At 51.2% G+C, this 19,091-nt stretch carries 23 protein-coding genes; 22 read left to right on the forward strand and 1 reads right to left on the reverse strand.

Going from position 1 to position 19,091, the window contains the following annotated elements:
- Nucleotides 1-20: 20 nt before the first annotated feature.
- Nucleotides 21-257 (reverse strand): hypothetical protein, encoded by a 237-nt coding sequence (locus ACRQU7_RS08970; protein WP_141825118.1) that lies wholly within the window; start codon nucleotides 255-257, stop codon nucleotides 21-23.
- Between the two features lie 352 nt (nucleotides 258-609).
- On the opposite strand from ACRQU7_RS08970, the gene ACRQU7_RS08975 reads away from it, so the two are divergent.
- From ACRQU7_RS08975 to ACRQU7_RS09080, 22 genes are all read left to right on the forward strand, one after another.
- Complete coding sequence (locus ACRQU7_RS08975; protein ID WP_444645330.1) at nucleotides 610-1,515, forward strand: DUF5685 family protein; 906 nt, start codon at nucleotides 610-612, stop codon at nucleotides 1,513-1,515.
- On the forward strand, nucleotides 1,499-2,140 hold the full coding sequence (locus tag ACRQU7_RS08980) for a DnaJ domain-containing protein (protein ID WP_444645332.1): 642 nt from the start codon (nucleotides 1,499-1,501) through the stop codon (nucleotides 2,138-2,140). Before ACRQU7_RS08975 ends, ACRQU7_RS08980 begins: the two co-directional genes overlap by 17 nt.
- 22 nt (nucleotides 2,141-2,162) lie before the next feature.
- Entirely contained in the window at nucleotides 2,163-2,696 is a 534-nt protein-coding gene (locus tag ACRQU7_RS08985) for a hypothetical protein (protein WP_444645334.1), read from the forward strand.
- Nucleotides 2,697-2,849: 153 nt separating this feature from the next.
- A complete protein-coding gene (locus ACRQU7_RS08990) occupies nucleotides 2,850-3,734 on the forward strand; it encodes a MurR/RpiR family transcriptional regulator (protein WP_444645336.1) in 885 nt (294 codons plus the stop codon).
- Nucleotides 3,706-4,974 (forward strand): NAD(P)/FAD-dependent oxidoreductase, encoded by a 1,269-nt coding sequence (locus ACRQU7_RS08995; RefSeq protein ID WP_444645339.1) that lies wholly within the window; start codon nucleotides 3,706-3,708, stop codon nucleotides 4,972-4,974. The genes ACRQU7_RS08990 and ACRQU7_RS08995 overlap by 29 nt, the downstream gene beginning before the upstream one ends.
- Nucleotides 4,971-5,645, forward strand: a complete 675-nt coding sequence (cmk, locus tag ACRQU7_RS09000; protein ID WP_141825122.1) for a (d)CMP kinase — start codon at nucleotides 4,971-4,973, stop codon at nucleotides 5,643-5,645. Before ACRQU7_RS08995 ends, cmk begins: the two co-directional genes overlap by 4 nt.
- A 13-nt stretch (nucleotides 5,646-5,658) precedes the next feature.
- On the forward strand, nucleotides 5,659-6,294 hold the full coding sequence (locus ACRQU7_RS09005; protein ID WP_444645341.1) for a lysophospholipid acyltransferase family protein: 636 nt from the start codon (nucleotides 5,659-5,661) through the stop codon (nucleotides 6,292-6,294).
- A gap of 4 nt (nucleotides 6,295-6,298) precedes the next feature.
- Nucleotides 6,299-6,898 (forward strand): lysophospholipid acyltransferase family protein, encoded by a 600-nt coding sequence (locus tag ACRQU7_RS09010; protein ID WP_444645343.1) that lies wholly within the window; start codon nucleotides 6,299-6,301, stop codon nucleotides 6,896-6,898.
- Nucleotides 6,895-8,868 carry a bifunctional 4-hydroxy-3-methylbut-2-enyl diphosphate reductase/30S ribosomal protein S1 gene (locus ACRQU7_RS09015; protein ID WP_038323966.1) on the forward strand — a complete coding sequence of 658 codons (1,974 nt, stop codon included), beginning with the start codon at nucleotides 6,895-6,897 and terminating at the stop codon, nucleotides 8,866-8,868. Before ACRQU7_RS09010 ends, ACRQU7_RS09015 begins: the two co-directional genes overlap by 4 nt.
- Before the next feature lie 116 nt (nucleotides 8,869-8,984).
- Nucleotides 8,985-9,632 carry a sporulation protein YunB gene (yunB, locus tag ACRQU7_RS09020; RefSeq protein WP_141825126.1) on the forward strand — a complete coding sequence of 216 codons (648 nt, stop codon included), beginning with the start codon at nucleotides 8,985-8,987 and terminating at the stop codon, nucleotides 9,630-9,632.
- Between the two features lie 34 nt (nucleotides 9,633-9,666).
- A complete protein-coding gene (gene ligA, locus ACRQU7_RS09025) occupies nucleotides 9,667-11,646 on the forward strand; it encodes an NAD-dependent DNA ligase LigA (RefSeq protein WP_444645346.1) in 1,980 nt (659 codons plus the stop codon).
- Nucleotides 11,647-11,877: 231 nt separating this feature from the next.
- Complete coding sequence (locus ACRQU7_RS09030; protein WP_444645348.1) at nucleotides 11,878-12,393, forward strand: hypothetical protein; 516 nt, start codon at nucleotides 11,878-11,880, stop codon at nucleotides 12,391-12,393.
- A 66-nt stretch (nucleotides 12,394-12,459) separates the two neighbouring features.
- Nucleotides 12,460-12,906: a DUF2975 domain-containing protein gene (locus ACRQU7_RS09035; RefSeq protein WP_444645350.1), complete on the forward strand. Its 447-nt coding sequence runs from the start codon at nucleotides 12,460-12,462 to the stop codon at nucleotides 12,904-12,906.
- A 13-nt stretch (nucleotides 12,907-12,919) separates the two neighbouring features.
- The gene (locus ACRQU7_RS09040) at nucleotides 12,920-13,129 is read left to right on the forward strand and encodes a helix-turn-helix domain-containing protein (protein WP_038323972.1); all 210 of its coding nucleotides are present in this window, start codon (nucleotides 12,920-12,922) and stop codon (nucleotides 13,127-13,129) included.
- An 11-nt stretch (nucleotides 13,130-13,140) separates the two neighbouring features.
- Entirely contained in the window at nucleotides 13,141-14,715 is a 1,575-nt protein-coding gene (locus ACRQU7_RS09045; RefSeq protein ID WP_444645352.1) for a DUF4153 domain-containing protein, read from the forward strand.
- Nucleotides 14,716-14,821: 106 nt separating this feature from the next.
- Nucleotides 14,822-15,841, forward strand: coding sequence for a stage III sporulation protein AA (locus tag ACRQU7_RS09050; RefSeq protein WP_444645354.1), 1,020 nt, complete (start codon nucleotides 14,822-14,824; stop codon nucleotides 15,839-15,841).
- Nucleotides 15,828-16,268: a stage III sporulation protein AB gene (locus ACRQU7_RS09055; RefSeq protein ID WP_038323973.1), complete on the forward strand. Its 441-nt coding sequence runs from the start codon at nucleotides 15,828-15,830 to the stop codon at nucleotides 16,266-16,268. The genes ACRQU7_RS09050 and ACRQU7_RS09055 overlap by 14 nt, the downstream gene beginning before the upstream one ends.
- 18 nt (nucleotides 16,269-16,286) lie before the next feature.
- Complete coding sequence (gene spoIIIAC / locus ACRQU7_RS09060; protein ID WP_038323975.1) at nucleotides 16,287-16,481, forward strand: stage III sporulation protein AC; 195 nt, start codon at nucleotides 16,287-16,289, stop codon at nucleotides 16,479-16,481.
- Between the two features lie 3 nt (nucleotides 16,482-16,484).
- Nucleotides 16,485-16,874, forward strand: coding sequence for a SpoIIIAC/SpoIIIAD family protein (locus ACRQU7_RS09065; RefSeq protein ID WP_141825132.1), 390 nt, complete (start codon nucleotides 16,485-16,487; stop codon nucleotides 16,872-16,874).
- A 2-nt stretch (nucleotides 16,875-16,876) separates the two neighbouring features.
- Nucleotides 16,877-18,016 carry a stage III sporulation protein AE gene (locus ACRQU7_RS09070; protein WP_141825133.1) on the forward strand — a complete coding sequence of 380 codons (1,140 nt, stop codon included), beginning with the start codon at nucleotides 16,877-16,879 and terminating at the stop codon, nucleotides 18,014-18,016.
- Nucleotides 18,013-18,489 (forward strand): stage III sporulation protein AF, encoded by a 477-nt coding sequence (locus ACRQU7_RS09075; protein WP_038323978.1) that lies wholly within the window; start codon nucleotides 18,013-18,015, stop codon nucleotides 18,487-18,489. The genes ACRQU7_RS09070 and ACRQU7_RS09075 overlap by 4 nt, the downstream gene beginning before the upstream one ends.
- Nucleotides 18,479-19,069, forward strand: coding sequence for a stage III sporulation protein AG (locus ACRQU7_RS09080; RefSeq protein WP_444645358.1), 591 nt, complete (start codon nucleotides 18,479-18,481; stop codon nucleotides 19,067-19,069). The genes ACRQU7_RS09075 and ACRQU7_RS09080 overlap by 11 nt, the downstream gene beginning before the upstream one ends.
- Nucleotides 19,070-19,091: the final 22 nt, after the last annotated feature.

Here is a 19,091-nt window from a genome sequence, read left to right on the forward strand (position 1 = left end):
GCTGTCGTTATCGGTAAAATTTATTTGCTCATCATATAGTTGATAAACATCAGTTCATCTTCCGGATTTTCTACGTTCAGTTCGGCTGAAACCGTCGAATTTTTCGCGCTTTCCAAAAGCGCCCGCACACCGTACAGCTGGCAGAGCTTGCTCTTCAGATTCAGGGTGTTTCCGTCCTCGGTAATCAGGTAGACATTTCCTTTTGCTTTGTCCAAGAGTTCAATCAGTTTTACCACATCAATGTCGTACAGCTTCATATTCTTAACCTCCTAAATAATGGGATTTCCTTCTAAGCAGATTATAGCATGCGCCTTTAACAAATACAATAACCCGCCAATTGATCTGTTCTTTCCTGTTTTGAATAAGGCCACCAAAGGAAAAATTCTTTTCCTTGTATGATCATATTACCATACATTATGCACAATTGCAACTAAATAAATTTGTGCAAAAATTAGTTTTAAAAATAAAACTGGAAAAAATTTAGGCCATTCTTTCCCTTTGAGTGTGGAATCCATAAAATTTACATATCGTTCATTAAATTATGGTGTCAGATATAGTAAAATAATATACGAATACTATAAAATATGCTATGATTATAAGGATGATTCTGTGTTTGGTTACGTAAGACCGCAAAAATCGGAGCTGCTTGTCCGTGAGTATGAACAGTACAAGGGGGTATACTGTTCCCTGTGCCGTCAGCTGGGCAAAAGCTACGGAATGGTATCGCGGCTTACTTTAAGCTATGACTGCACTTTCTATGCACTGATGCTGCTTGCGTTTCGTCCGGAGTGTCCCGGCTTTCAAAGCGGACGCTGCGTTGTCAATCCGTTGAAAAAATGCACCTTCTGCAGTTCCGGGGAACCGGAATTCGTCTCTGCCTCAGCCCTTTCCGTCATTATGACTTATTATAAAATCAGGGACGATATTGCGGACTCCCGCTTCTGGGGAAAGCTTCGCGCGTATGCCCTGCTGCTCCTCGCTGCGCGGGCACACAGAAAAGCCGCCGCCGATTTTCCCCGGCTGGACGCGATTATTTCAGCTTCCATGGAAGAACAGAAGGCCGCGGAGCAGGCGCCCGACCCGTGTCTTGATTCCTGCGCGGAGCCGACGGCGAAGATGCTGCAGCAGGTTTTTGAGGCTTCTGCAGGGGAGGATGGGGAGCCAGATTCTCCTAAAGTACGGATTTTGCGGCAGTTTGGTTATTTTTTAGGCCGCTGGGTATATATTATTGACGCCGCGGATGATATGGAAAAGGATCTGAAAACAGCGTCGTTCAATCCGTTTATTATTCAATGCGGCTTGAATGATGCCAGCAGTCCGGAGGAACTGGAAAAGGCGAAAAGCTATGCAAATGAGGTTCTGAACCTGACGCTTTCCCAACTGACGGCCGCTTTGAATATTTTGGATTTGGATCATTTTGGCGAGATCATTCAGAACGTTGTTTTGAAAGGCTTGCCGGAAATACAAAAAGAATTACTATTTAAGAAGGAGAAAGTGCATGTCAGATCCTTATAAGGTATTGGGAGTATCTTCAACGGCGACAGACGACGAGATAAAAGCCGCTTATCGCGAACTTGCCAAAAAATATCACCCCGATAATTATTCCGGAAGTCCGATCGCCGACCTTGCCGGTGAAAAGATGAAAGAAATTAACGAGGCTTACGATACGGTTGTCGCACAAAGAAAACAGCAGAAAAACGGCGGCTATGCCGGGTATACGGCACCGAATACGGGCTATGCCGGACAAAGCTACGGGAATTCCTATTCCTCCGGCTTCAATGACGTGCGGAATCTGATTATGCTGGGCCGCATTGCGGACGCGGAACAGATTCTGAACGGCGTTCCGTCGGAAAGCAGGAATGCCGAGTGGTATTTCTTAAAGGGGACCGTGCTGTATAAAAGGGGCTGGCTGGAAGAGGCCTACAATAATTTTGCCAGGGCCTGTCAGATGGACCCCTACAACGGCGAGTACCGCGCCGCTATGAATCAGGTTACCAATCAGCGAAACGGCGTGTATGGAGGGTACAACCCCAATGTGCCGCGTACCGGCAGCTGCAGCGGATGCGATGTCTGTTCTTCGTTGATCTGCGCAGACTGCTGCTGTGAGTGCATGGGCGGAGATTTAATCCCTTGCTGCTGATTTTGTTCAGGGAGGAATCGACTTGAGCAGAACGATTCGTCTGGCCTTTTGCGGAGTCATAACGGCGCTTTGCACCGTGACGATGTTTTTGACCGGACTGATTTCCATCGGAACCTATGCCTTGCCCGCTTTTGCCGGCATTTTGCTCATCGTGGTCGTTGTCGAGCTGGGCGTGGGGTGGGCGTGGCCTGTCTATCTTGCGTCGTCGGTTCTTTCTCTTCTGCTTGCGGGGGATAAAGAGGCCGCTATGCTGTTCGTCGTTTTTTTCGGCTATTATCCGATCCTGAAGGCGCAGATTGAAGGAATGCACCGCCGCGTTTTATCTTATTTCCTCAAATTTGGAGTCTTTAATGCCGCGATGATCCTGGGATTTTTTCTCAGCATCCGGGTGCTCGGCGTGCCGGAAGACAGCTTTACCGTTTTCGGGATTTATCTTCCGTGGGTCTTTCTGGTTGCCGGCAATTTTGTGTTCGCCGTGTACGATTACGCGATTTCCTCCCTCGTTGCGCTGTATTTTCAAAGATTCCACCGGTATGTCGGCAAATGGCTGAAATAAAAGATGGTTATGCTAATACTACCCCTGTAAAGGGGAATTTTTTTTGCGAAGGTCAAAAAAATGAATTGCAGGGAATTACCTCCTGCAAAAACATAGAAAGGCACTTGATTTTTATGCCGTTTCGAATTAATATGAATAACAGGAGTTGGTAGAATGAATAATTTGTTAGCCGTCAGAATAAGAAACAGGATGGGCGACTTTTCAAAAGGGCAAAAGCTGATTGCAAAATATATTGAGGAACACTACGACAAGGTGGCGTTTATGACTGCTTCCAAGCTGGGCGCTACCGTCGGGGTCAGCGAGTCGACCGTTGTCCGTTTTGCGACGGAAATTGGCTACACCGGATACCCGGAGCTTCAGCAGGCCATGCAGGAGATGATCCGCAACAAGCTTACCTCCGTTCAGAGAATGGAGGTAACGGCGAGCCGCATCGGCAACAACGATATCCTTGATTCCGTTTTCAATCAGGACATTGATATTATCCGCAGAACCATGGAAGAAACGCCGCACGAGGACTTCTACCGTTCGGTGGACGCTATTGTCAAGGCGCGCAAAATTTATATTTTAGGTGCGAGAAGCTCTTTGGCTCTGGCCACCTTTTTATCCTATTACTTCAATCTGATTTTTGAAAACGTCCTTCTGGTGCAGTCGACCAGCGAAGGCGAGATTTTTGAGCAGATGATCCGTGTGGATGAGCGGGATGTTGTGATCGGCATCAGCTTCCCGCGGTACTCCAGAAAAGCGGTCAAAGCGATGAACTTTGCCCACAACCGGGGCGCTACGGTCGTCGCCATTACGGACAGCGCGCTGTCACCTCTGGCAATGGAGGCGGACAACCTTCTGCTTGCCCGCAGCGACATTGCGTCCATTGTGGATTCGCTGGTGGCGCCGCTCAGCCTGATCAACGCGCTGATTGTCACGACCACGCTGAAGAAGTCGGAAGAGGTTTCTCACGTGTTTAAGCGTCTGGAAGATATTTGGGATGAATACGGAGTGTATGAAAAGGTAGATGATAAATCCATTGAACCGGCCTTATGATGCGCTGATTATCGGCGGCGGAGCCGCCGGCCTGATGGCCGCAGGAACTGCCGCGGGCAACGGGCTGCGCGTCTGCCTGGTCGAGAAAAATACCCGCCCCGGCCGGAAGCTGATGATTACGGGAAAGGGCAGATGCAATATTACCAACAACTGTGACGTGCAGACCTTTATCGCTTCCATTCCGTCAAACGGACGGTTCCTTTACAGCGCCGCCAACCGGTTTTCCCCGCAGGACACCATCCGCTTTTTCGGGGAGCTGGGCCTGCCGGTCAAAACGGAACGAGGGAACCGGGTGTTCCCGCAGTCGGACAAAGCGGCCGACGTAGTCGATAAGCTGGCCGGTTTTGTCAGGGATAGTGGGGCGGACCTGATCACCGGTGAAGTAAAAAGATTAATTTTAAAGGACCATGTGGTTTTCGGCGCGGAATTGCAGAACGGTTCCCAAATTCCGGCCAATTCCGTTATCGTCTGCTGCGGCGGCGCTTCCTATCCCGGCACCGGTTCCACCGGCGACGGCTACCGTCTTGCCAGACAGGCCGGACATACGGTAACTCAGCTGCGTCCTTCTCTGGTTCCGCTGACCGCTTACGGCGAAGAATGCCGCAGGATGATGGGGCTTTCTCTGAAAAATGTCGCCGTAAAGGTGTGGGATACGGTAAAGAAAAAAAACATCTACGAGGACTTCGGGGAAATGCTTTTTACTCATTTCGGCGTTTCCGGCCCCGTGATCCTGAGCGCAAGCGCCCATATGGGGGAGATGTCGCCGGGACGCTACCGCGTTTCAATCGACTTGAAGCCGGCACTTTCTCCGGAACAGCTTGACGCCCGGATTCAGCGCGATTTTGAATCGAACCATAACAAGGACTTTTCAAATTCGCTGTCGGCGCTGCTGCCCAGTAAAATGATTCCCGTCATCGTAGAAAAATCCGGAATTCCCGCTGAAACAAAGTGCAACCAGATTACCAGAGAAATGCGCAGGGCTTTTGCGGGCCTCCTGAAATCCTTTGAAATTTCCATTTCGGGTTTCCGACCGATCGAGGAAGCCATTGTCACTTCCGGCGGAGTGAAAACCTCGGAAATCAATCCCAAAACCATGGAATCAAAGCTGGTCAGGGGACTTTATTTCGCCGGGGAAGTGCTCGATGTGGATGCATACACAGGAGGCTTCAATCTGCAGATCGCTTTCTGCACCGGCCGCCTTGCGGCGAATTCACTGAACAGGCAGGAGGAAAACGAATGACCGCAGTTGCCATTGACGGGCCTGCCGGGGCGGGCAAAAGCACGATCGCCCGCCGTGCGGCCAGGGAAATCGGCTTTATTTATGTAGATACCGGCGCTCTTTATCGTGCCGTCGGGCTTTATATGCTGAAACAGGGAGTGGACACGTCGGACGTCCGCGCGGTAACTCCGCTGCTTCAACAGGTTCATGTTACGCTGACCTTTCAAAACGGGGAGCAAAAGGTGATCCTTTGCGGAGAAGACGTTTCCAGCGCAATCCGCACCGCGGAGGTTTCCATGGCGGCGTCCAACGTTTCGGCGATTCCCGCCGTCAGGGATTTTTTGTTTTCCCTGCAAAAGGATATCGCAAAGAACAATGATGTGGTTATGGACGGCCGCGATATCGGAACGGTCGTGCTGCCAGACGCACAGGTCAAAATTTTTCTGACCGCTTCGCCGGAGGAACGGGCCCGAAGAAGATACCAGCAAATGATAAAAAAGGGCGAGCATGTGGATTATGACGACGTGCTGAGCGATTTGAAAACGCGGGACTACAATGATTCGCACCGTGCCGTCGCGCCTCTTGTCCCCGCTGCAACCGCCGTGATCGTGGACACTACGGGCAATACGCTGGAGCAGTCGGTGAAACAGCTGGTTGCCATTATTAAAAAAAATCTGCAATATAATAAATGAAACTGGTGAGACTATGAAACGTACGCCGCTTTATAATTTTGGCAAGATTTTTGTTCAGGGTTTTCTGAAATATTTTATTCCCTATCGGGTGAATAACAGGGAAAATATGCCCGAATGCGGAAGGGTCGTTGTTTGCTGCAACCATCTCAGCCTGTCGGATCCGGTTCGGCTGGCTTTTACGCAGCAGCGTCAGATTTTTTTCATGTCCAAAGCGGAATTGTTTGAAAACAAAGCGTTGGGCTTGTTGCTTTCTTCGCTAGGCGCTTTCCCCGTACAAAGGGGAAGGGGCGACAAAACGGCGATCAACCGTGCGGGAGAGCTGCTTGAAAACGAACAGGCGCTGGGCGTCTTTATTGAGGGTACGCGCTCCAAAACGGGGGAGTTTCTTCAGCCAAAGGCGGGCGCGGTGATGCTTGCCCATAAATACAACGCCCCGATCCTGCCGTGCTGCATTACCGCGAAGGACGGCGGACTGCCGAAAATGTTCCACAAATGCATGGTATCGTACGGAAAACTGATCCAGCCGGACGAACTGGGTATTGAAAACGGCTCCGGCAGCGAGTACCGCAGCGCTTCCCGTTTTGTGATGGAGAAAATAGCCGAGCTTCGCGAGCGGGACCTGGACACTTTTCTGGCCGCAAGGGTCTGAAAGAATGCTGTATTTTTTCTGTCTTCGTCTGGCTGCCCCTCTGGCCCGGCTCGTTTACCGGGTACAGTACAGGGGAGTCGAGAATATTCCCGGCAGCGGAAAGCTGATTGTCTGCAGCAATCACAAATCGGTGATCGACCCGCTTTTTCTTGCGGCGCCTTTCAGACGGCAGGTCCGTTATATGGCGAAGTCCGAACTCTTTGAAAATCACGGAAGGCTGGTGTGCTGGTGGCTGTACCGCATGGGTGCGTTCCCGGTTGTAAGGGAAAGCGCCGACGCGCAGTCCATGAAGACTGCTTTGCGCATCTTGGACGACGGCGGGCTTCTGGGGATTTTCCCGCAGGGGAAATGTGTCTTTGACAACGCGCCGTTCCGGCCGAAAGCCGGGGTGGCCATGCTTGCCTATAAAGCACAGGCGCCCGTATTGCCGGTATCCATTTACTGCGACGGCATCATCAGGCCGTTTTGCCGGGTGACCGTCCGTTTCGGGGAGCCGATTCCTTTTGAGGAACTGGGACTGAAGGATCATTCGTCCGTTTCCCTCCGCGCGGCGGCGGGAATGATCGCGGAAAAAATCAACAACATGCTGGAGGAAAAACATTGAAAATCATCGTCGCCCATTCCGCAGGCTTTTGTTTCGGCGTGAACAGGGCAGTGAAAATGGTCAATGAGCTTTTGGATCAGGGGAAAAAGGTCTGTACGCTGGGTCCGATTATCCACAATCCGCAGACATTGGCGCAGCTTGCCTCGCGCGGCGTCACGATCGTGGAATCGCCCGACGGGGTACCTCCGGATTCGACCATGGTCATCCGTTCCCACGGGGTGTCGAAGGCGGTTTATGACAGCCTGCTTGAGAAAAAAGCGGATTTTGTGAACGCAACCTGTCCTTTCGTCGCAAAAATACACAATATTGTTTCAAAAGCTTCCGCTGAGGGAAAAACGGTGCTGATTGCCGGCGATGCCCATCATCCGGAAGTAGAGGGTATCCGGGGGCACTGCACAGGAAAATGTTATGTTTTCAAAAATGCCGGGGAGCTGCAAAATATTTTGGAACATTTTCCTGTTGCGCAGGAAGATTCTCCCTGTGTAGTTGCTCAGACGACTTTCAGCGTCTCTGAATGGGAAAATTGTTTGGAAATGCTAAAAAGGGTATATACAAATGCAACAATTTTTGATACAATATGTAATGCGACTGCTAAGCGTCAATCGGAAGCGGAGTTTCTGTCCAGACAGTGCGACGTGATGATTGTGATCGGCGGCAGGGAAAGTTCCAATACAGCAAAACTTCGTGATGTGTGCATGAAAAACTGCACCACTTATCTGATAGAAACAGCGGACGAGCTGCCGCTGTCGGTTCTAAAAGAATCCGAATGTATTGGCATTACTGCCGGTGCTTCGACGCCGGCAAGCATTATAAAGGAGGTACTTGATACCATGTCAGAAATCAATGAGGGTGCTGGTCAAGATTTAATGGAGAATAATGCCGAGGGAAACTTTGAGGAGATGCTCGAAGAATCCCTAAAGAATTTAAATACAGATGAAAAGGTACGCGGTGTAGTTGTCGGCATTACTCCCAGCGAAGTTTATGTCGATGTAGGCAGAAAGCAGGCCGGCTTTATTCCTGCCGCGGAGCTTTCCGCCGACCCCAACGTACGGCCGGAGGACCTTGTTAAGGTAGGCGATGAGATGGATCTTCTCATCATGCGTACCAACGATCAGGAAGGCACCATCATGCTTTCCAAGAAGCGTCTGGATGCCGCAAAGGGCTGGGAAACCGTTACCGCAGCTGAGGAAAACGAAGCTGTTCTGACCGGAGTTGTCACCGAAGTCATCAAGGGCGGCGTCATCGCTGTCACAAACGGCGTACGTGTGTTTATCCCCGCTTCTCAGGCTACCGCTTCCCGCGGCGATTCGCTGGAAGACCTGCTGAAGAAAGAAGTCAATTTCCGTATTATCGAAGTAAACCGCGGACGTAGACGTGCTGTTGGCTCCATCCGTTCCGTACTGAAGGACGAGAGAAAAGCACAGGCGGAGAAGTTCTGGGAAACCGCAGAGGAAGGTAAGGAATATACCGGTGTTGTCAAGTCCCTGACCGCTTACGGCGCGTTTGTAGATCTGGGCGGCATCGACGGCATGATCCACATTTCCGAGCTCTCCTGGGGCAGGATCAAGCATCCTTCCGAGGTCGTCAATGTCGGCGATACGGTTCAGGTTTATATCAAGGGCCTCGATCAGGAAAAGGGCAAGATTTCTCTTGGCTACAAGCGTGCGGAGGACAATCCGTGGGAGGTCCTCAAGCGTGATTATCCTGTGGGCACAGTTTGTGATGTTACGATTGTCGGCATGACCGCTTTCGGCGCTTTTGCAAGAATTATTCCTGGTATCGACGGTTTGATACATATCTCTCAAATCGCCGATCACAGAATCGAAAAGCCGCAGGATGTTTTGAAGGTTAACGATGTTGTAAAAGCCAAAATCACCGAGATCGATTTTGACAAAAAGCGTGTCAGCCTTTCGATCAGAGCTTTGCTCGAACCCGTTGAGCAGGCTGAGGAAGAGGTACCTGCCGAATAATTTTTCGATTGTTAACGGCGCAAAGGAACTCAGGTTTCTTTGCGCTTTTTTGCTGTCCTTTCACATTTTGATTCCTTCCGAGTATTATGAGGGTATGAGACTTGGGAGGTGTTGCTATGAGAAGGTGGCACAGGTTCGGATATGGTAACCGTATACATACGCGAATTTACTGGAAATCGCTGATTGTCATAATTTTTTGCCTGGGGTTTATAATATTAATTGATTCCCATTTCCGTCCCATCATCAAATCGATTACGACCAATCAGGCACGCATTCAATCCATCGACACCATCAACAACGCCGTAACCGAAGAGCTGACTCAAAACGGAGTGACCTATCAGGATCTGGTATCGGTGGAACGGGACAGTACGGGCAAAATATTGGCAATTACAACGCAGATGGTAAAGATGAATCAGCTTAAATCCGCTATTATTGCCAATGTGCAGAAAAAAATCGGCAACAACGGCCATATGGATACGGGCGTTCCCCTGGGGACGCTTACAGGAAATGAATTGCTTCACGGCTGGGGCCCGGAGGTGCCGCTCAGGCTGACGCTTTCCGGAAACGTGAACGCGGACTTCAAAAGTTCCTTTGAGTCCGCCGGAATCAACCAGACGAAGCATCAGATCGTTCTGAATGTACACACCAGTGTGTATTCTTTTCTGCCGGGTTTTGATACCACTACGGAAGTGGACACCAATGTCCCCGTTGCGGAAACAATCATTGTAGGCGACGTGCCGCAGGTAGTTGCAAACATAAATTAATCTGCTATTATTAGTAGCGAGAGGGTTGATTTTCATGGATGTTAAAGAAGCGAAAAAGCAGCTGAAAGAACTGAGAAAGCAAATCGAATATCATAATAAAAAGTACTATACGGAAGACGCTCCGGAAATCGACGACTATGAGTACGATATGATGTACCGCCGTCTGCAGCAGCTTGAGGAACAGTTTCCGGAGCTGGTCACTTCCGATTCCCCCACGCAGAAGGTCGGCGCGGAGGTGCTGAATAAATTTCAGCCCGTCGTGCACACCGTTCCCATGGAAAGCCTGCACGATTCCTTTTCCGAGCAGGAGCTGATCGACTTTGACCGCAGGGTGCGTGCTGCCGTAGACCACCCGGTCTACATTGTTGAGCCGAAATTTGACGGCCTGTCCGTTTCATTGGAGTATCGGGACGGCCAGTTTGTCAGGGGCTCCACCCGCGGAGACGGTACGGTCGGAGAGGATGTAACGGATAATCTCAGAACCATCCGCACCGTACCGAAACAGCTGACCAGACCGCTGCCGTTTCTGGAAGTGCGCGGCGAGGTATATATGTCGCACGAGAGCTTTTTCCGCCTTTCCGAGCGTCAGGAGCTGAACGATGAAAAGCCCTTTAAAAATCCGCGCAATGCCGCGGCGGGTTCCCTTCGGCAGAAGGATTCCAGGGTTACCGCTTCCCGCACTCTGGACATTTTTGTGTTCAATGTGCAGCAGATGGTTGGGGAGGAGCTTCACAACCATGACGACGCCCTGAACTTTCTAAAGGAGCTGGGATTTGCCGTACCGCCCTTTTTTACCGCCTGTTCCACGGTGGAAGAGGTCATAGCCGAGGTCAACCGGATCGGGGAGCTGCGCGGCTCGCTGGACTATTCCATCGACGGCGCCGTCATCAAGGTCAATTCCTTTGCGCAGCGCGATGTTTTGGGAAGCACCTCAAAATTCCCCAAATGGGCGGAGGCGTTCAAGTATCCGCCGGAGGAGAAGGAAACCAGACTGCTCAATATTGAAATCAATGTCGGGCGTACCGGCGTCCTGACCCCGACGGGCGTTTTTGAGCCCATTACGCTGGCGGGAACGACGGTAAGCCGCGCGACGCTTCACAATGAAGACTTTATCCATGAAAAAGATATCCGCACCGGCGATACCGTTATCCTGCGAAAAGCCGGGGAAATTATTCCGGAAGTCGTTTCCGTTGTATCGCATATGCAGGATTCCGAACCGTATGTCATGCCCGAGGTGTGTCCGTCCTGCGGGGTCAGGGTGGCGCGCGAGGACGGTGAGGCGGCTACGCGCTGCACCAATCCCGAGTGTCCGGCGCAGCTTTTGCGCCATATGATCCATTTTTCCAGCCGCGATGCCATGGACATTGAAGGACTTGGCCCGGCGGTGCTTGAACAGCTGATTCAGCAGGGACTGCTTTCCTCTCCTGCGGATTTATATACTCTGCGTCACGACCAGATCGTGTCATTGGAACGCAAGGGCGAAAAATCATCTCAGAATCTGATCGACGCAATTGAAAAGTCGAAGGAAAACGACCTTTACCGGCTGGTCTATGCATTCGGAATTCCCCATATCGGCCTGAAGGCCGCCAAACTGCTTTCCTCCTATTTTCGGAATATGGACGCGATCTTTCATGCTGCGTCGGAAGAAATCGCCGCAATCGACGGCTTTGGCGGGGTAATGGCGGACAGTGTCGTCCAGTTTTTTACACTGGACAATACGGCGCATCTGATCGGCCGGCTGCGAGACGCGGGGGTAAACATGCTCTGTAAAACGGTGGTGGACGACAACCGCTTTTACGGCAAGACCTTCGTACTGACGGGAACGCTCCCGACCCTGACCCGGACCCAGGCGGGCGCCATCATAGAAAAGATGGGCGGGAAGGTGTCCGGCAGTGTTTCCAAAAAGACGGACTTTGTATTGGCGGGAGAAGACGCCGGCAGCAAGCTGACAAAGGCGCAGCAGCTGGGAATAACGGTCATTTCCGAAGAGGAATTCAATGAGATGATTCAATAGCGACTTTTTATAGAATGTTTTGAACGCCGCGGAGCACGTTTTGTGTTCCGCGGCGTTCTGTGTCTCCTGAACGTGGAGAATAGAATATTGTAGAACGAATATAATATATCGATAAACAATAAAATAATATTGATAATTAATAATTGATGTGATATAATACAAAAGAAAGCACAGGAAGTGTTATTTCTGCATCCGGCCGGAGCCGGAAAATAAACGGCGGGAGGGGTACGGTTGAAACGATTACTACTTATTTTGTGTATGCTGCTTCTGGTAGGTACTCTGGCGTCGTGTTCCCACGACGACGGAACGAAAGACGTTTCGGAAACGCTTCGAATTGATCTGTCCGGCGGTCAAATGGTCAAACGCACGGATACGCATGACGGTTTTCATGGAGATGGATATACCTTTACGCAAATGCGCTTTGATAAGACCGCCGGTGTGTCTGCGGCGAAGCAGATGGATAACGGCGGTGGCTGGAGCAGACTTCCGCTGAACGAAAACCTGCAAAGGGCTGTATATGGGAAAGAGGACGGCGATGCTTCCTACGGCGCGCTGGTCCAGACCGACGAGGGCGAAGCGCTGATTCCCGCAATCGAGCATGGGTACTATTATTTTTATGACAGGCACAGTGAAAGCGGGAATCCCAGAGACAGCACCCAATTGTTCAGCCGTTCCTCCTATAACTTTACCATTGCGCTGTATGATGCGGACAATAGGAATCTGTACTGTTACGAACTAGACACTTAAAAGCACTGACTGGAGAACCTGCTTCCCACCATAAGCTCCGGATCGGAATAGAAAGGGGTCCATCGTATGTGGAACAACTCAAAATCATTGACGCTTTCCATTTTCTGTACCAGACTGTTTGCCGTCCTGCTGGCGGTGGGCGTATGCGCCGCCCCCACGATTGTCAGCTGGTATTTCGGGGATGCTCCGGCTATACAGGCGCTGCATCTGCCGTTTCGCATTACCATCTATCTTTGCGCGGTGCCGGGTTTTATCCTGCTTTACTGCCTGAATACCCTGCTGAAAAATATCCGCGTGGGCAGTGTCTTTGTGCCGCAAAACACGAAAATGCTGCGGATTATTTCCTGGAGCTGTATTGCCGTTGGCGTCATCACTTTTGGTTCGGGCTTTTATTATGCCTCGTTTTTTATTGTCGCGGTGGCCTGCGCTTTCTTTGCGCTGATTATCCGCGTCATTAAAAACGTCTTTGAACAGGCGATCGAGCTGAAAAGCGAAAATGACTTCACGATTTAAAGGATGGAAAAATATGCCCATTATTATTAATTTAGACGTCGTCATGGCGAAGCGGAAAATCACCTCCGGTGATCTTGCGGAAAAGATAGGAATTACGCCGGCGAATTTATCCATCTTAAAAAACAATAAGGCGAAGGCAATCCGCTTTTCCACCCTGGAAGCTTTATGCCGTGAGCTGAAGTGTCAGCCCGCGGATATTTTGGAATATACCGATACGGAATAAAGGAGATTACTATGAATATCGCTGAAGAAAACGGGACCGCTTCGGTACCCGTAACCACTGGTGCGCCTGTTTTGCCCTCAACGCTGGGGTACGGTCAGATCCCCGCTGCAAAAAAACCGGAAATCCCGATTCCTTTTACCGGTACGGATACCCTGTTTGCACTGCTGTTTCTGGTGTGCGGTTATCTTTTTGTCTGGCTGATTACACCGGAATGCTTTGGTTTGGGTGTGACCCTTTTTACCGCCGTGTTTTGTACGTTGGTTCTTCTCTACCTGAAAAACCGCGGAAAATCTGTTCCGAAAAACAGCTGGTTCTGGCTGGCTCTGGTGGTTCTGTCGTCCGTCAATTTCTCCCTGTTCACCAATGTCTCTCTGCAGTTTCTCAACTTTCTGTTTCTGATGGGCTGCGCGGTCTACTGGGTCGCGGTGCTGACCTCGGGCCGGATGGAAGAAAGGCTGGGTGCCTGTTTTATGCCCGATATGGTGAATCAGCTTTTCAAAATCCCGTTTTTGAATTTCAGCTGCGCTTCCAGAATCATCCGGCGTTCGGCGGTAAAGAACAGGAAAAGCAAGGTCCTGCTGGCTTCACTGGCCGGTGCGCTGGCGGCGCTGCCGGTTCTGTGGATTGTCCTTTCGCTTCTGATGCAGGCGGACGGGGCGTTTCAGGCTTTGGTGAAGCAGTTTTCTTCCGATGTGGGAATCCATATCGCCAATTTTCTGTTCCGGCTTCTTCCGGCTTTTCTGACGGGAAGCTATCTGTTTGGCCTGCTGTACGGCAATATTCAGAAAAGGCGGGCCGACTCGATTACCGCAGAGAAGGCCGCCAAATTATCCGAAAAATGCAGAGTCGTTCCCACGGCGGCCGCTGTCACGGGAACCGTGCTCCTGTGCATCCTGTATCTGGTTTTCTTCGGGGCGCAGACAGCCTCCCTGTTCAGCGCTTTTTCGGGGCAGGGGCAAAACGGGCTTACGCTCGCGGAATTTGCACGGCGGGGGTTCTTTGAACTGTGCAAAGTCGCAATGATTAATTTTGCTGTTATCGCGTTTTCTTCCGTACTGATTCGGCGGGAGGAAGGGGAATTTCGCGTAATGAGAGCCATTCATGTTTTTCTTTCAGTGGAAACACTTCTGCTGATTGCTTCCGCCCTCAGCAAAATGATCCTGTATATCGCCCGTTACGGGCTGACCCCGAAACGGGTATATACCAGTTGGTTCATGGTAGTCCTGGCGGTGGTTTTTGTTCTCATTATCGTCTCGCGGTTTCGGAAAATCAATCTGGCCCGCGGCATCGTACTGACCTGCGCGGTTAGCTTTTTGATTCTCTGCTACGCAAATATCGACGGAAGGATTGTCAGGTATAATATCGACCGGTACCAAAACGGAACGCTGGAAACCGTCGACGTAGATATCATGTACAGCGCCCCGGACGCCGCAAAGCCCTATGCACTGGAATTATACCGGAATGCAAAAGATCCTTCCTTAAAGAAGGATCTGGAAATTTTTCTGCGGGAGCAGAAGCAGGAAACAAGTAAATTTCAACAAATGAATCTGCAGAAATGGACGGCTCTCCGCCTTCCAATAGAATAAAACAGAGCAATCGGCTCCGCGGGAAATCATCCCGCGGAGTTATTTTTTTGGTTCTAACACAGCCAAGTTGTCCATATCTATGTTATTGAAAGAGAGGACAAGGGATATGGATAACTACAGTGACCCAAGATTTGATTCGGCGGCAAAAGCAATCTGCGGCAGGATCGCAGGATATTTCTCGCTTTTGCCCGGCGACATCAAAAAACAGGCGCAGGAGATCAGGCTCCGCGTCAACAAACCGATTTCCATCTGCTGCACGGGCGGAATCTACTTCTTGAATCAAACGGGAAGACTGGCGTGCTATCCGGGCAAGGACGCCATGATTTCCACAAAGGAAGATATTGAGGAATGCTTCCGGAATATTTGCAGCTATTCGATCTACAGCCATCAGAATGAGATCAAGAACGGGTTTGTCACGCTGGCAGGGGGGCATCGGGTCGGCATCAGCGGAACCGCGGTGTTCCAGAACGGTGAAATTACCGGTATCCGGGATATTTCTTCCATTAACATCCGCGTTTCCCGGGAGATTCCGGGATCGGCTGCCGAAATTTTCCATTCCCTGAAAAAGGAGATTCATTCCGGCCTGCTCATTGCCGGCCCGCCCGCAAGCGGAAAAACCACCATCCTGCGCGACGTTGCCCGTCAGCTGTCCAGCGGTACCTGCGGGGATATCCGGAAGGTGGTCGTGGTCGACGAACGCGGGGAACTGGCCGGTATCTGTCTCGGGATACCGCAGAACGACCTTGGCTTCTGCTGCGACGTGCTGGACGGCTACCCCAAAGCGGAGGGAATCATGCAGGCTGTCCGCTGCCTTTCTCCGGAGTTTATTATCTGCGACGAGCTTGGCGGAAACGACGAGGTCGCCGCGGTGGAGCAGAGCCTGAACGCGGGCGTCAGCATTATTTCCTCCATTCACGCGGGCAGCATCGAGGAATTCCTGATGAAAAAGCAGGCGGTGCACCTTTTGAAAACGGGGGCCTTCGGCTGTGTGGCCATGCTGAACGGGCACAGGGAACCGGGGAAAATACAAGGAATTTACAAGGCTGGTGATTTGCTTGCTAAAATTGACGGGCGCTTTGATTCTGATAGCCGCAGGGGCGCTTGCGGGGTATATGGAGTCGCATAGGCTTGCCGTGCGGGTGGAGCAGCTCGAACGGTTTTTGCGTTTTGTTTCTTCCGCACAGACGGAAATCCGGTTTTCCGCGCTGCCGGTAGAACAGATCGTGCAGAGACACGGCGGCGATTTGGAGTTTCTGCGGCAGTGCGGGGACTCTTTTCAAAAGAACGGGGATTTTCAGTCCGCGTGGCAGGCCGGGGTCAAAGGTTGCGCGAAAAGCGGCGGGTTCAACGATAAAGATGTGGAATTGCTGAAAGGCTTTGGGAGCGGCTTCGGCGTAAGCGATACCGACGGGCAGCTTTCGCACTGCGCTCTCTATTATGAGCTCACGGCCCAGAACCTGAAAGAGGCAAGGGGCGAAAAGGAACGAAAATCAAGGCTGTACCAAATGTTTGGCGTGTTTTCCGGAATGGCGGCGGCACTCCTGCTATGTTAAGGATGGAGGAATCAAAAAATGGATGTGGATTTGATTTTTAAAATTGCTGCGATCGGCATCATCGTTGCGGTGCTGAACCAGCTGCTGATTCGTTCGGGCAGGGAGGACCAGGCAATGATGACGACCATTGCCGGTCTGATCGTAGTGCTCATGATGATTATCCAGCAAATAGACGCCCTGTTTAAGTCTATTAAATCCATATTCGGTTTGTAGGCCATGGATATGATTGCCGTTGCGGGAATTGCAGTGATCGCGGCGATCCTCGCGGTTATGCTGAAGCGGTATCATCAGGAATATTCCATTGTTGTCAGTATCTGCGCCGGTGTTCTCATCCTGTTTGCGATACTGGGGAATATTGCCCCCGCAGTTCAGCAGATCAATACCCTGCTTTCCTCGGCAGGGCTTTCCGCCGAGTACGCTGCAATCCTATTCAAATCCCTTGGAATCTGCTTTCTGGCACAGTTCGCAGCCGATTCCTGCCGGGACGCGGGGGAAAGCGCGCTGGCTTCGAAAGTGGAGCTCGCTGGAAAAATCGCAATTGTGGTGCTGTCGCTGCCGCTCTTCGAAAAGATCGCAAGCACGGCGGTAGGACTGATTGGTGGATAAGGATGAAAAAAATTGTATGCTTAGCCGTTCTGCTGCTCCTGGTGACGGCGTTTTCCCTGCCGGTGCACGCCGCGTCGAAGCAGGACGATTATTACTCCCGGCAGCTTCAGGAAAGCGGGGCGGCTGACCTTGCGGACAAACTGCCCAACGATACCAGAAAAGCGCTGGAAGAAATGGGGATTGAAGATACCAACTGGAAAGACATTACCTCCATCACGCCGAAAGGCCTGTTTGACCAGATTCTTTCCGTGGTCGCGGGCAAAACGGGGGAACCGTTCCGGGCGGCGGTTTCGGTAATCGCGGTCATGCTTCTGTGCGCGCTTTTGAACGGTATGAAGCTTTCCTTCGGGGAAAAGTCGCTGGGCGGAGTCATCGGCATGGTTTCCACGCTCTGTATCTGTGTGATTGTTGTGAACCCGATTGTGTCGTGTATTTCCAGCGCGGCGGCGGTGATCAAAACGGCAGCCGGGTTTCTGCTGGCCTGTGTTCCGGTCCTGGCGGGAATCATGATCGTGGCCGGACAGCCCGCCACGGCCGGTTCCTACAATCTGTTGATGATGGCGGCGGGAAATGTGATTTCTCTGCTGTCTTCCAATATTCTGGTTCCGATGATGAACATCTTTCTGGCGCTTTCCATCGTGTCCGCGATTTCCCCGAATATCAACCTGAACGGGCTGTGTGCAGCCTTCAGCAAGGCCGTGAAATGGATCATGGGGTTCTGTATGACCATTTTTACCGGATTGCTGACCATGCACGGCATTGTCGCAACGGCACTGGATACAACGGGGACCCGCGCGGCAAGGTTTGTCGTCAGCAGCTTTGTGCCCGTGGTGGGCAACGCGCTGGGGGAGGCGCTCCACACCATCAACGGGTGCGTAAAAATGCTGAAATCCGGCGTCAGCGCGTTCGGACTGCTTGCGGGGCTTTTTGTTTTTCTGCCCATTTTGATTCAGTGCCTTGTCTGGCTGCTGACCCTTCAGGTCTGCATCGGGATCGGCGATATCTTTGAGCTGAAGGAAATCAGTTCACTGCTGAAGGCTTCGGGAGACGTGATCGAAACGCTGATCAGTATCATTCTGTGCTGCATGATGATCCTGATGGTTTCCACCGTGATTCTGCTGATTATCGGAGGTGGGTCATGAACGCGGTCAGGGAATGGTCGGCCGCAATCTGCATGGCGGCCCTTGTCGCCGCAATGCTGCAGGGGCTTGTCCCAAGCGGTTCCATGGAAAGGATGGTCAAATTTGTCATCGGCGCTTTTGTGATCTGCGCGCTGATCGTTCCTCTCGCAAAAATCGTACCGAAAATTTCCATGGGCATTCAGGCGGATTCAGGCAGCCCGGTCAATTCACAGCTTGAAAAAACGGTGGAAAAGCAGTATTCCGCCGCCGCGCAGGAGAGTATCACGAATCTGGTCGTATCAGAGTTGAACAATATCGATATTAAATGCAAAAATGTTAATGTGATTATGGATACAAACGAAGATGGCAGCATATCAATTAACAAGGTGGTTGTCATTCTGGCAAAAGGATATGGCAAGGACAGAGAAAAGGCTTCGGCCCATCTGGAAAAAACGTTAGGACTGAAAATGGAGGTATCTTCCGATGAAAGCTAAGGACAACGGCTTCGAGGAGGAAAAGAAGACGGTTTTCTCTAAGCTGGCGGACAATGATTTTTACCGCAAGGTCATTATCATCGGCGGTTTGATCGGAATTGCCCTGATTTTCCTCTCGGGCTATCTGAACCATGACCGCACCGATACGAAGGACGTATCGTCCCAGTCCGTGGTTACGGCCGAGCAGTACGCCAAGGAGCTGGAAATCAGCCTGACGGATCTTGTAAACCGGATACAGGGGGCGGGGGAGGCCAAGGTCTTGGTAACGCTTGAACGGAGTACGCAGTATGTGTATGCCACCGAGGAAAAAAGAAGCAATCAGACCACCGAGGACAAATCCGACGGTTCCACCACCAAAAACGAGGCGAATGACAATACGGAGACCACTTACATACTTGTCAAGGATGCCGACGGCGCCCAGAAAGCGCTTGCGGTAACTGAGGTTCAGCCGATCATAAAGGGTGTTGTCGTTGTCTGCGACGGCGGCGACAACCCGGTCGTACAGCAGGATATTGTTTCCGCTGTGACAACAGCGCTGGATATTACTTCTGTACGCGTATGCGTTATAAAAGCAAAATAATTTTAAACGGGGGGAATTTATT

It is taken from the genome of Caproiciproducens puteiluti (assembly GCF_052442865.1).
GTDB lineage: Bacteria > Bacillota > Clostridia > Oscillospirales > Acutalibacteraceae > Caproiciproducens.